Origin of the sequence: Pseudomonas sp. R2-60-08W (assembly GCF_003852335.1) — a bacterium.
GTDB lineage: Bacteria > Pseudomonadota > Gammaproteobacteria > Pseudomonadales > Pseudomonadaceae > Aquipseudomonas.
The window spans coordinates 640,290-652,952 of sequence record NZ_CP027731.1; the positions used below are offsets into that span (position 1 = coordinate 640,290).

General features: G+C 60.8%; 10 protein-coding genes and 2 tRNA genes. 8 read left to right on the forward strand and 4 right to left on the reverse strand.

The features are described 5' to 3' along the window. Nucleotides 1-73: 73 nt before the first annotated feature. Nucleotides 74-2,008: a methyl-accepting chemotaxis protein gene (locus tag C4J90_RS02720; RefSeq protein WP_124419156.1), complete on the forward strand. Its 1,935-nt coding sequence runs from the start codon at nt 74-76 to the stop codon at nt 2,006-2,008. Between the two features lie 93 nt (nt 2,009-2,101). On the opposite strand, the gene C4J90_RS02725 is transcribed toward C4J90_RS02720, so the two are convergent. The 4 genes from C4J90_RS02725 to C4J90_RS02740 form a co-directional block, all read right to left on the reverse strand. After that, the gene (locus C4J90_RS02725; RefSeq protein ID WP_124361028.1) at nt 2,102-3,655 is read right to left on the reverse strand and encodes an iron ABC transporter permease; all 1,554 of its coding nucleotides are present in this window, start codon (nt 3,653-3,655) and stop codon (nt 2,102-2,104) included. Then, nucleotides 3,655-4,680 carry an iron ABC transporter substrate-binding protein gene (locus C4J90_RS02730; RefSeq protein ID WP_124419157.1) on the reverse strand — a complete coding sequence of 342 codons (1,026 nt, stop codon included), beginning with the start codon at nt 4,678-4,680 and terminating at the stop codon, nt 3,655-3,657. The genes C4J90_RS02725 and C4J90_RS02730 overlap by 1 nt, the downstream gene beginning before the upstream one ends. A 141-nt stretch (nt 4,681-4,821) precedes the next feature. Further along, nucleotides 4,822-4,908, reverse strand: a tRNA-Leu gene (locus C4J90_RS02735). Between the two features lie 153 nt (nt 4,909-5,061). After that, nucleotides 5,062-5,148 (reverse strand) — tRNA-Leu (locus C4J90_RS02740). Between the two features lie 225 nt (nt 5,149-5,373). On the opposite strand from C4J90_RS02740, the gene rnr reads away from it, so the two are divergent. The 7 genes from rnr (at nt 5,374) to dnaB (ending at nt 12,658) form a co-directional block, all read left to right on the forward strand. Further along, complete coding sequence (rnr, locus tag C4J90_RS02745; RefSeq protein ID WP_124419158.1) at nt 5,374-8,007, forward strand: ribonuclease R; 2,634 nt, start codon at nt 5,374-5,376, stop codon at nt 8,005-8,007. Further along, nucleotides 8,004-8,765, forward strand: coding sequence for a 23S rRNA (guanosine(2251)-2'-O)-methyltransferase RlmB (gene rlmB / locus C4J90_RS02750; RefSeq protein ID WP_124419159.1), 762 nt, complete (start codon nt 8,004-8,006; stop codon nt 8,763-8,765). The genes rnr and rlmB overlap by 4 nt, the downstream gene beginning before the upstream one ends. A gap of 307 nt (nt 8,766-9,072) precedes the next feature. After that, entirely contained in the window at nt 9,073-9,495 is a 423-nt protein-coding gene (rpsF, locus tag C4J90_RS02755; RefSeq protein ID WP_003236224.1) for a 30S ribosomal protein S6, read from the forward strand. A 28-nt stretch (nt 9,496-9,523) separates the two neighbouring features. Then, nucleotides 9,524-9,754 (forward strand): 30S ribosomal protein S18, encoded by a 231-nt coding sequence (rpsR, locus tag C4J90_RS02760; protein WP_002551829.1) that lies wholly within the window; start codon nt 9,524-9,526, stop codon nt 9,752-9,754. 36 nt (nt 9,755-9,790) lie between these two features. Beyond that, nucleotides 9,791-10,684 (forward strand): hypothetical protein, encoded by an 894-nt coding sequence (locus tag C4J90_RS02765; RefSeq protein ID WP_124419160.1) that lies wholly within the window; start codon nt 9,791-9,793, stop codon nt 10,682-10,684. Nucleotides 10,685-10,702: 18 nt separating this feature from the next. Beyond that, nucleotides 10,703-11,149, forward strand: coding sequence for a 50S ribosomal protein L9 (rplI, locus tag C4J90_RS02770; RefSeq protein ID WP_003171376.1), 447 nt, complete (start codon nt 10,703-10,705; stop codon nt 11,147-11,149). 111 nt (nt 11,150-11,260) lie between these two features. Further along, on the forward strand, nt 11,261-12,658 hold the full coding sequence (dnaB, locus tag C4J90_RS02775; RefSeq protein ID WP_003188079.1) for a replicative DNA helicase: 1,398 nt from the start codon (nt 11,261-11,263) through the stop codon (nt 12,656-12,658). Nucleotides 12,659-12,663: the final 5 nt, after the last annotated feature.

Sequence of the window (12,663 nt, forward strand, 5' to 3'; positions counted from 1 at the left end):
CACGACCCTTGCTGTGTTTCCTTCTTTCCGAGGTGCTATCAATTTAATGGCACCCGTGGTGGAGGGATTCCCAGTGTCTGCCGTTCTCTCGTTGTTACAAAGTCGTCTGTTGCGGCCAGTGTTCGTTACCCTAGGTATCGCTCTTATGGTGCAAGTGCTGGTCGCCGTCGCGCTGACGCGGAGCACTGTCACCGCCCTGGAGGCAGATTTGGGTAATCGCCTGGGCATCGACAGCCAGAAACTATCCGGCGAATTGGCCCAGGCCGGCAAGGAAGTCACGTCCAGCCTGGACAGTTTGTCCACCAGCACCCGTCAGCGCCTGACCGCAGGGCTTTCCACGCGCCTTCAGCAAGAGCAGAAGCAATTGCGTGCGACCCTGGAAAAAGATCTGCAGGACTCTGCCAATGACATGGCGCAGTTGCTGGCGTCGGTGGCGCCGCGAGCCATGTGGGACAGCGATGTGCCGACCTTGTCGGAGTTCGCCCGGCGAGCGCAGCGCAATCCCAACGTGTTGTTCGTGGTGTATGACGACGCGGCGGGCGAGCACCTGACCCGTTACCTGAACCGTGAAAACCCGATCAACCAGGCCCTGTTGGCAAAGGGCGCGGGGGAGCGGGCCCTGGATAAAGTGTTGGACGCGGCCAAGACTGATCCTGCGGTGTATTACGTCGAAGCCTCGATCAGCCCCAACGGCGTGGAGATCGGCAAGGTCCGCATGGGGGTTTCCACCGCGTCGGTCGAGGCCGATCTGCAAGCACTGGACAAGCGTTTTGCCGCGCTGATTGCCAGCGGTGATCAACTGGTCGGTGACAGCCTCAAAGGCGCAGCGGCCGATAGCGCCGCCGCCATGGGCGCGCGCCTGCAATCGGCGCAAGCCACGGCCACCCAGATGACCGCCAACACCACCAGCGCGGTTCAAGAGGCTGCCGGCACCCTGCGTTGGCGCATCGGCATGGGCTTGGCGCTGGTCGGTCTTGGCGTATTACTGCTGATCGCCATCGTGCTCGGTCGCCGCGTCGTCAACCGCTTGAAGCTGCTGATCGCTGCCATGGATGATTTGGCGGCGGGCGAGGGCGACCTTACCAAGCGGGTGCAAATCAGCAGCAAGGATGAGATCGGCGACATGGCTTCGGCGGTCAATCGCTTTGTGGATAAGTTGCAGCCCATCGTGCGCGAAGCGGGGGAGGTGGCCCAGCGCACCGGTGTGGAAATCGGTGCGATGACCTTGCGCAATGCCGGCGCCGACAAGGCTGCCGGTTTGCAGCGTGATGAAGTCGCCGAGAGCCTGCGCGCACTGTCGCAAATGGCCGATGAGGCCCAGGCCGAAAGCCATGCCATGCAGGCGGCGCTGCAACAGGTGGTGGAGATTCGCCACGCGACGGATGAGAACTCACGCACGTCGGCCGAAGTTGGCAGTTTGATCGAAGCGTTGGCGGGGCAGGTGCAGGCGGGGTCCCAGGTCATTGAGCGCCTGGCCCAACAGAGTGAGCAGATTGAAGTGGTGCTGACGGTGATCCATGGGATCGCCGAGCAAACCAACCTGCTCGCCCTGAACGCCGCCATCGAAGCGGCGCGCGCCGGTGAAACGGGGCGCGGTTTTGCGGTGGTTGCAGACGAAGTGCGCGCACTGGCCAGTAAAACCCAAAGCTCCACCGGTGATATCCAGGCGCATATCGTGGCGTTGCAACAGGGCGCGCGTGAGGCGGTGGACACCATCGGCAAAGCCGGGCGCCAGGCCAGTGAGGGCTTGCTGGTACTGCGCGAGAGCGTACGTTTGCAGCAGACGGTGCAGGCTTCGGTGGAGCAGGTGCATGCGGCAATCGGCCTGGCGACCCGCGCGGCCGAGCATCAGGCCCAGGGCGCGCATGCGGTGCGTGGGCGCGTCGAGGTGATCCACGCCCAGGCCGAGCGTGCTGCGCAGGCGGTGGTGGAAACCACGGCCAGTGGCAAGGTGCTGGACGGGTTGGCGGCGCAGTTGAAGGCGAGTCTGGGGCAGTTCAGGGCTTAGCGTCGCCTGGACTGGCGCTATCGGGGGCAAGCCCCCTCCCACAGGTTGAAATGCATTCAAAATGTGGGAGGGGGCTTGCCCCCGATAGCGGTCTCAGCGACTCAGATACATCCGCGTCGTCAGCAGATAAACCGGCAACCCCGACACCAGGATCAACAACGCCGCATAAGGCGCCGCCGCCGCAAACTCCACATTCGACGTATGCGCCCACACGGCAGTCGCCAAGGTATTCAGCCCGGTCGGACTCAGCAGCAAGGTCGCCGTCAATTCCTTCATCGCATCCAGAAACACCAGGGCAAACGCCGCGCCCAGTGCCGGGAAGATAATCGGCAGTGTCACCCGGCAAAACGCACTGAAGGGCGATGCCCCCAGCGTCCGCGCTGCCTCTTCCAGCTGGGGAGCGGCCTTGTTCAACGCCGTGCGTATTGGCGCCTGGGCCAGCGGCAGAAATAACAGCGCGTAGGCGATCAGCAGCAGCGCCGACGTTTGATACAGCGCCGGCACGTAATGCAGGGCGAAATACACCAGGGTCAGTGCAATCACCAGGCCGGGCAGGGCGTGCAGCAGGTAGGGCAGGCGTTCAGCCCAGATCGCCAGTCGGCCTTTATAGCGCACCACCAGCAATCCCACCGGCACCGCCAACGCCAGGCACACCGCTGCGCCACCCAGGGAAAGCGCCAGGGACGATAACAACGCTTCACTGATCTCGGCCACCGGAAACGCCGCCGATGAGCCCACGGCCAGCCAATAGCCCAGCATCCCCAGCGGAATGCCGCTGCCGATGACTGCCAGCGCCAGGCAATACAGCTGACCGAGCGGCGCCCACTTGCCCAATTTCACCTGTTCGGCATGCCGCGCCGCGCCCTGGCCGATACGCACATGGCGGCCCTTGCCACGCATGCGCAGCTCCAGCCACAACAGGGTCAGGCACATCGCCAGCAGCACCGCCGAGAGCATCGCCGCATTGGCGTTGCTGAACTCCAGCTCGAATTGCTGATAGATCGCGGTCGTGAAGGTCTGCAAGCCGATGATCGACAAAGCGCCGAACTCCACCAGCATGTGCAGCGCAATCAGCAGCGCGCCGGCCACCAGCGAGGGCCACAGCAGCGGCAAGGTGATGCGCCGGAATACGCCCCAGCGGTTCAGGCCCAGGGTACGCGCCGATTCTTCCAGGGCGGGATCAAGATTGCGCAGTGTCGCGGCCACCGGCAGAAACACCAGCGGGTATTTGGACAGGCTCATCACCAGGATCGCGCCGCCGAGGCCTTCGAAGTCGGCGCTCAGCGACACCCAGGTGAAGCTGCTGACAAACGCCGGCACCGCAAACGGTAGACACAGGACCACCCCCCAGAGGCGTCGCCCAGGCAGGTTGCTGCGCTCCAGCAACCAGGCCAGGGACAGGCCGACCACGCCGCACACCACCGTCACGCCCACCATCAGCGCCAGGGTGTTGCGCAGCAGCCCGAAGACATAAGGTCGCCACAGCAGATGCACCGCCTGCGCCCAACCGGCCTGCCAGGTCTTGAGCCCGACATAGGCCAGCGGCAACAGGCTCAGGCCAACCAGCAACAGCACCGGCAACAGCAGCCAGATCGAAGGGCGTTTGCGCCGGGGGCGAAAACCTGCGGCGCTGAGCGATGGGTTCATCAGTTCAAGCCAACGTCACGTTCCAGGTCCAGGGCCTCTTCGGCATTGCCCAGGTCGGCGGGGGTGACTTTCGGCGGCTGCAGTTCGTTGAAAGGCTTGAGGCCACGATTGGACTGCATGCCTTTGCGCAGCGGATACTCAGCCGAGGTGTTGGTGATCACGCGCTGGCCTTCTTCACTCGCCATGAACGCCAGCAGTTGCTGGGCTTCCTTGGGGTGTTTGCTGGATTTCAGCGCTGCAGCCGAAGACACGGTAATCAGACCGCCCGCATCGCCGTCGGTGAAGTAGTGCAATTGGGAGTCGAGGTTGGTTTTCTCTTTTTTCAGGGCAAACCAGTAATAGTTGTTCACCAGTACCGTAGCCACTTCGCCGTTTTCCACGGCTTTGAGCGCAACCATATTGTTGCTGTACACCTTGCCGAATGCGCGCAGGCCGGTCAGCCATTCTTCTGCGGCTTCACGCCCGTGCAGCTTGATGATCGCCACCGCCTGTTCCTGGAACGCACCGCTGGTGGGCACGAAGCCAACCTTGCCTTGCCACTCGGGACCGGCGAAATCCAGCACCGATTTGGGCAGGTCTTTTTCGGCAATCAGCTTGGGATTGAAAGCGACGACGCGGGTGCGTGCGGTCACGCCCATCCAGTCACTGTTACTGCCGACGTAGCCCTTGGGCAATACATCGAGGGTGCTGGCGTCGATCCTGGCCAGCAGGCCTTGCTCGCCCAACTTGTTCAGCGGCGGTGATTCTTCGGTGTAGATCACGTCGGCAGGCGAGCGGTCGCCTTCTTCGACGATTTGGCTGGCCAGTTGATTGCTGCTGCCTTTGCGGACATTGACGTGAATGCCGGTCTTGGCTTCGAAGGCTTTGGCGAGCTCATCGCCGACTTCCTTGTGCTGGCCGTTGTACAGGGTCAGGGAGATCTTTTCGGCGCTATGGGCGGCGGGCGAGAGCAGGGTCAGGCCGAGCAGAGTGATGGTCAGGCCACGCAGAAGGGAGGTCTTGAGACGGGTATCGCGGATCATCATCCGGGGTTTTCCTCACTTGTAAGCTACAAATTCTTACAAGGATAAACGATAAACCTTCTCAAGTGCGCATGAGCAGCCCCGATCACCAAGTTTTAAACCCCAGAAACGAAAAAACCCGCTTTCGCGGGTTTGATCTGAATTTGGTGCCCAGGAGAAGACTCGAACTTCCACGACCTTGCGATCACCAGCACCTGAAGCTGGCGTGTCTACCAATTTCACCACCTGGGCATTATCAAGCAACGTTGCCGCTGTTGATGGGGCGAACTATACGGCGGGCTTTTTGATCTGTAAACCCCTGATTCGAAAAAATAAATCAGGTTTTACGTTAAGAATCAAAGGCCTGAAACGAAAAAACCCGCTTTCGCGGGTTTGATCTGAATTTGGTGCCCAGGAGAAGACTCGAACTTCCACGACCTTGCGATCACCAGCACCTGAAGCTGGCGTGTCTACCAATTTCACCACCTGGGCAGCATCAACAACGTTGCCGTCGTCGATGGCGCGCACTATACGGAGCCCTTTTTCAGCTGTAAACCCCTGGTATGAAAAAAGCCTGGAAAATTCCCTCAGTGGTCGTGCAAGGTATGCGTTGGTGGGCTACAAAGGGCTTTTAAACACTTGTTGATGCCTGAAATTTCCCGTTTCAATACGCGTATGCCAAACTAACCCGCATATAGACAAGGTGAAAACTCTCTAATGGCCGATTGGCAGTCCCTCGATCCCGAGGCCGCTCGTGAAGCGGAAAAATATGAAAACCCTATTCCTAGCCGCGAACTGATCCTGGCGCACCTCGCCGATCGTGGTTCGCCTGCTAGCCGTGAGCAGCTGGTTGAAGAATTCGGTCTGACCACCGAAGACCAGCTCGAAGCCCTGCGCCGCCGTTTGCGTGCGATGGAGCGCGACGCTCAGCTGATCTATACCCGCCGTGGCACCTATGCGCCTGTCGACAAGCTCGACCTGATCCTCGGCCGCATCGCCGGCCACCGGGACGGCTTCGGCTTCCTGATCCCGGATGACGGCAGCGACGACCTGTTCATGAGCCCCGCGCAAATGCGCCTGGTGTTCGACGGCGACCGTGCCCTCGCGCGTGTTTCCGGCCTGGACCGTCGTGGTCGTCGTGAAGGCGTGATCGTCGAAGTGGTGTCCCGTGCCCACGAGTCCATCGTCGGCCGTTACTTCGAAGAAGGCGGTATCGGCTTCGTCGTGCCGGATAACCCGAAGGTCCAGCAGGAAGTGCTGATCACCCCGGGCCGCAATGGCGCCGCCAAGGTTGGCCAGTTCGTCGAGGTGAAAATCACCCACTGGCCAACTGCGCGCTTCCAGCCCCAGGGCGATATCGTTGAAGTGGTCGGTAACTACATGGCGCCGGGCATGGAAATCGACGTCGCGCTGCGCACCTACGATATTCCTCACGTCTGGCCCGACGCTGTGCTCAAGGAAGCCGCCAAGCTCAAGCCGGAAGTTGAAGACAAGGACAAAGAGAAGCGCATCGACTTGCGCCATCTGCCGTTCGTCACCATCGACGGCGAAGACGCCCGCGACTTCGACGATGCGGTCTACTGCGAAGCCAAGCCTGGCAAACTGCGCCTGTTCTCCGGCGGCTGGAAGTTGTACGTCGCGATTGCCGACGTGTCCAGCTACGTGAAGATCGGTTCGGCCCTGGATAACGAAGCCCAGGTGCGCGGCAACTCCGTGTACTTCCCTGAGCGCGTGATCCCGATGCTGCCCGAGCAGCTGTCCAACGGCCTGTGCTCCCTGAACCCGAAAGTCGACCGTTTGGCCATGGTGTGCGAGATGACCATCTCGAAAACCGGCGAAATGACCGACTACCAGTTCTACGAAGCGGTGATCCATTCCCAGGCGCGCCTGACCTACAACAAGGTCAGCACCATCCTGGAAACGCCGAAGACCAGTGAAGCCAAAGCCCTGCGTACCGAGTACGCCGACGTGGTGCCGCACCTCAAGCAGCTGTACTCGTTGTACAAAGTGTTGCTGGGTGCCCGTCATGTGCGTGGCGCGATCGATTTTGAAACCCAGGAAACCCGGATTGTCTTCGGTTCCGAGCGCAAGATCGCCGCGATCACCCCGACGACGCGTAACGATGCGCACAAGTTGATCGAGGAATGCATGCTGGCCGCCAACGTGGCCACCGCTGAATTCCTGAAAAAGCACGAGATTCCTGCCCTGTACCGGGTGCACGACGGCCCGCCGCCGGAGCGCCTGGAAAAACTGCGCGCCTTCCTCGGTGAGCTCGGCCTGTCCCTGCACAAAGGCAAGGACGGCCCGACGCCGAAGGACTACCAAGCTCTGTTGGCCAGCATCAAGGACCGTCCGGATTATCACGTGATCCAGACCGTCATGCTGCGCTCGTTGAGCCAGGCGGTGTACAGCGCCGACAACCAGGGCCACTTCGGCCTGAATTACGAAGCGTACACCCACTTCACTTCGCCGATCCGTCGTTACCCGGACCTGCTCACGCACCGCGCGATCCGCAGCGTGATCCATTCCAAGCAGAACACCCCGCACGTCAAGCGCGCCGGCGCCATGACCATTCCGAAGGCACGGATCTATCCGTACGACGAAGCGGCCCTGGAACAGTTGGGCGAGCAGTGCTCCATGAGCGAGCGCCGCGCCGATGAAGCCACCCGCGATGTGGTGAATTGGCTCAAGTGCGAATTCATGAAGGATCGCGTGGGCGAGTCGTTCCCGGGTGTGATCACCGCCGTGACCGGTTTCGGCCTGTTCGTCGAGCTGACCGACATCTACGTCGAGGGTCTGGTGCACGTCACCGCCTTGCCGGGCGACTACTATCACTTCGACCCTGTGCATCACCGCTTGGCGGGCGAGCGCACCGGGCGCAGTTTCCGCCTGGGTGACACGGTGGAAGTGCAGGTCATGCGCGTCGACCTCGACGAACGCAAGATCGACTTCGGTATGCCTGACAAGCCGGCTGAGCCTGCGGGTCGCAAAAAGCGTGGCGGCGAAACCACCGCGCCGGCCAGCAAAGGCAAAGGGGCTCCTGCGAAAGCGGCGGCCGCCGAGCCAGCGCCGGCCAAGGCTGGTCGTCGTTCTTCGGCCAAGGAAAAGGCCCCGGAAGCCTATCGCCCGAGCGACGCTGCGGCGAAAAATGCCGAGCTGCGCAAGAGTCGCGAGTTGAAGCAGCAGTTGCTCAACGACGCCAAAAGCGGTGGTAAAGCGGCGTCTGGGGGAAAGTCCCAAGGGGCGGAAAAACCGTCGAGCAAACCCAGTAAACACCGTAAAGGCCCGCCCAAAGCGGGTTCGGCCCCCGCGAAAAGCGGCGGGTCGCGCAAACCTAAGGCCAAGCCATGAGTCTGGAAAAAATCTACGGCGTGCATGCCGTAGAAGCACTGCTGCGTCACCACCCCAAGCGCGTCAAGCAAGTGTGGTTGGCGGAAGGTCGCAGCGAGCCACGCGTGCAGGCGCTGGTCGAGCTGGCCAACCAGAACAAGATTGCCATCGGCCAGGCTGAACGCCGTGAAATGGACGTATGGGTAGAAGGCGTTCACCAGGGTGTGGTTGCCGACGTCAGCCCGAGCCAAGTGTGGGGCGAGGCCATGCTCGACGAGCTGCTCGACCGTACCGAAGGCGCGCCGTTGCTGCTGGTGCTGGACGGCGTGACCGACCCGCACAACTTCGGCGCCTGCCTGCGTTCGGCGGATGCCGCCGGCGCGCTGGCGGTGATCGTGCCTAAAGACAAGTCGGCGACCCTCACGCCGGTCGTGCGTAAAGTGGCCTGCGGCGCGGCGGAAGTGATTCCGCTGGTGGCCGTGACCAACTTGGCGCGCACCCTGGAAAAGCTCCAGCAACGTGGCTTGTGGATTGTCGGCACGGCGGGGGAGGCTGAAGTCAGCATCTATGACCAGGACCTCACCGGCCCGACCATCCTGATCATGGGCGCCGAAGGCAAGGGCATGCGTCGCTTGACCCGTGAGCATTGCGATTACCTGGTGCACTTGCCGATGGCCGGTAGCGTCAGCAGCCTGAACGTTTCGGTGGCAACGGGCGTGTGTCTGTTCGAAGCCCAGCGTCAGCGCGGTGCCAAGGCGAAGGCCAAGCCCAAGAAGTAAGCCAGGCCTGGCCTGGATCAAAATGTGGGAGGGGGCTTGCCCCCGATAGCGGTAGATCAGTTACAGATTATGTGGCTGACCCACCGCATCGGGGGCAAGCCCCCTCCCACATTTGTTTGGGGTGCCGGCAAGGATTGTTCAAATAATCACCAATCACCTTGCGCCGCTCCTTCCCCTTCTCTACAATTGCGCCCCTTGCCCACCTGGCAGGCACGCATGTGCCTCCCCTGCGGCAAGATCCATAAGTGTCATTCACTCCTTGTCTGACCGTTTTTGAGCGGCAGGCTACAACCCGTAAGGAGCATTCATGCGTCATTACGAAATCATCTTTTTGGTCCACCCGGATCAAAGCGAGCAAGTCGGCGGCATGGTTGAGCGTTACACCAAGCTGATCGAAGAAGACGGCGGCAAAATCCACCGTCTGGAAGATTGGGGCCGTCGTCAACTGGCCTACGCAATCAACAATGTTCACAAGGCTCACTACGTGATGCTGAACGTTGAGTGCACTGGCAAGGCCCTGGCCGAGCTGGAAGACAACTTCCGCTACAACGATGCAGTGATCCGTAACCTGGTCATCCGTCGCGAAGAAGCCGTTACCGGCCAATCCGAGATGCTCAAGGCTGAAGAAAACCGCAGTGAGCGCCGTGAGCGTCGCGACCGTCCTGAGCACGAAGGCGCTGATAGCGCTGATAGTGATGACAGCGACAACAGCGATAACGCTGACGAGTAATCCACGGACCTTTTAAGGAGCCTATCAAATGGCACGTTTCTTCCGTCGTCGTAAATTCTGCCGCTTCACCGCTGAAGACGTGAAAGAGATCGATTACAAAGATCTCAACACTCTGAAAGCCTACGTATCCGAGACCGGCAAAATCGTTCCAAGCCGTATCACCGGTACCAAAGCACGTTATCAGCGTCAGCTGGCCACCGCTATCAAGCGCGCCCGCTTCCTGGCCCTGCTGGCCTACACCGACAGCCACGGCCGCTGAGACCGGGCAGTCGACAAGTAGTAAGGGATTGAATGCATGCGCGCCTTAGCTGAGTTCATCATGCGCGGTCGTATGCAGGCCACTCTGGTAGTGGCTGGCTGTGCGGCATTGCCGTTGCTTTATTGGTTGGGTGCTGCCGCAGGTTGCCTTGTGCTCCTGCGGCGCGGTTTGAAGGACGCTCTTGGCGTTCTTGCCCTGGGTTTGTTGCCGGCCTTGATCTGGTGGCTGCAAATGGGTGATCCACGGGTACTTCTGGTACTGCTGGGGTCATCGAGCCTTGCGTTGGTTTTACGCGCAAGTGAGTCCTGGGTCCGCACGCTGCTGGTCAGCGTGGCATTGGGGTTGGTGTACTCAGTGATGCTTGGCGCGGCTTTCCGCCCGCAAATCGAGGCGCTGGCGCAGGAAATCGTCAAGATCCTGCCGCTGGCCCTCGGGGATCTCTACCAGCAGTTGTCGGTAGATGAGCGAGCGCGGTTTGCGTCACTGATTGCGCCGGTCCTGACCGGCCTGATTGCGGCTTTGTTGCAGGTTGTCAGCGTGCTGAGCCTGATTCTTGGGCGTTATTGGCAGGCGTTGTTGTACAACCCGGGTGGTTTTGGTCGCGAGTTTCGCAGTATCAGAATTCCTGCGGGGCCGGCGATGTTGCTGCTGGCGTGCATGGTTGTCGGGCCGAACTTCGGTCCACAGATGGCCTTGCTTGCGCCGATTTGCAGCGTACCGCTGGTGTTTGCCGGGCTGGCCCTGATTCATGGGCTGGTTGTGCGCAAGCGCCTGGCCAGGTTCTGGCTGGTGGGGTTGTACGTCACGCTGTTGCTGTTCATGCAGCTGATCTATCCGTTACTCGTGGTTCTGGCCATTGTCGACGGCCTGATTGATTTTCGCGGACGTCTGGCGTCGAAAGATGCCGATAGCGCGAACGGTGAAGGTTAAAAGTTAGAGGATTTTCACATGCAACTGATCCTTCTGGAAAAAGTCGCCAACCTGGGCAACCTGGGCGACAAAGTGAACGTTAAGGCCGGCTACGGTCGTAACTACCTGCTGCCATACGGCAAAGCCACCGCTGCAACCGCTGCCAACCTGGCTGCGTTTGAAGAGCGTCGTGCCGAGCTTGAAAAAGCAGCAGCAGACAAAAAAGCTTCGGCCGAAACTCGCGCTGCCCAACTGGCTGAGCTGGAAGTGACTATCACTGCCACCGCCGGTGACGAAGGCAAGCTGTTCGGTTCGATCGGCACCCACGACATCGCTGATGCACTGACCGCCTCCGGCGTTGAAGTGCAGAAGAGCGAAGTTCGTCTGCCGAACGGCACCATCCGCAACGTAGGCGAATTCGACGTAGCCGTGCACCTGCACGCCGAAGTTGAAGCCACCGTACGCGTTGTCGTGGTAGCAGCTTAAGCCGCACCTAACTGACTGGCACCTCGCGTGTCAGCCGGTTAACATCGGGCACGATCCTGTTTACAGGTCGTGCCTTTTGTTTTTCTACACACCCCTAAATTCCAAGTGGCCATGAACGAAATCTCCGCTCCTGAGCAATACGATCTGCAAACCGCTGCCCTGAAGGTGCCGCCGCATTCCATCGAGGCCGAACAGGCCGTGCTCGGTGGCTTGATGCTGGACAACAACGCCTGGGAACGCGTGCTGGATCAAGTCTCGGACGGGGATTTCTATCGTCATGACCACCGCCTGATCTTCCGTGCTATCGCCAAGCTGGCCGACCAGAACTCACCGATCGACGTGGTGACCCTGGCCGAGCAACTGGACAAGGAAGGCCAGACCTCCCAAGTCGGCGGCCTGGGTTACCTCGGCGAACTGGCGAAAAACACGCCGTCCGTCGCCAACATCAAGGCCTATGCGCAGATCGTCCGCGAGCGCGCCACCCTGCGTCAGTTGATCGGCATCAGCACCGAAATCGCCGACAGCGCCTTCAACCCCGAAGGCCGCACCGCCGCCGAGATCCTCGACGAAGCCGAGCGCCAGATCTTCCAGATCGCCGAAGCCCGCCCGAAAACCGGCGGCCCGGTCAGCGTCAACGACCTGCTGACCAAGGCCATCGACCGCATCGATACCTTGTTCAACACCGATGCGGCGATTACCGGTATTTCCACCGGCTACACCGACCTCGACGAAAAGACCAGCGGCCTGCAGCCGTCCGACCTGATCATCGTCGCCGGCCGTCCTTCGATGGGTAAGACCACCTTCGCAATGAACCTTGTGGAAAACGCCGTACTGCGCAGTGACAAGGCGGTGCTGGTGTATTCCCTCGAGATGCCAGGCGAATCGCTGATCATGCGTATGCTTTCTTCCCTTGGCCGCATCGACCAGACCAAGGTGCGTTCCGGCCAGCTCGAGGATGACGACTGGCCGCGCCTGACCTCGGCGGTCAACCTGCTCAACGACCGCAAGCTGTTCATCGATGACACCGCCGGTATCAGCCCGTCCGAAATGCGCGCGCGTACCCGTCGCCTGGTGCGTGAGCACGGCGACATCGCGCTGATCATGATCGACTACCTGCAGTTGATGCAGATTCCGGGTTCCAGCGGCGACAACCGCACCAACGAGATTTCCGAAATCTCCCGGTCCCTCAAGGCCCTGGCCAAGGAATTCAACTGCCCGGTGGTGGCGCTGTCCCAGCTCAACCGTTCCCTGGAACAACGTCCCAACAAGCGTCCGGTGAACTCCGACTTGCGTGAATCCGGAGCGATCGAGCAGGATGCCGACGTGATCATGTTCGTGTACCGCGACGAGGTGTATCACCCCGAGACCGAGCACAAGGGCATTGCCGAAATCATCATCGGCAAGCAGCGTAACGGGCCGATCGGCTTTATCCGCCTGGCGTTCATCGGTAAGTACACACGCTTTGAGAACCTCGCGCCGGGCAGCTACAACTTCGATGACGATGAGTAATCGGC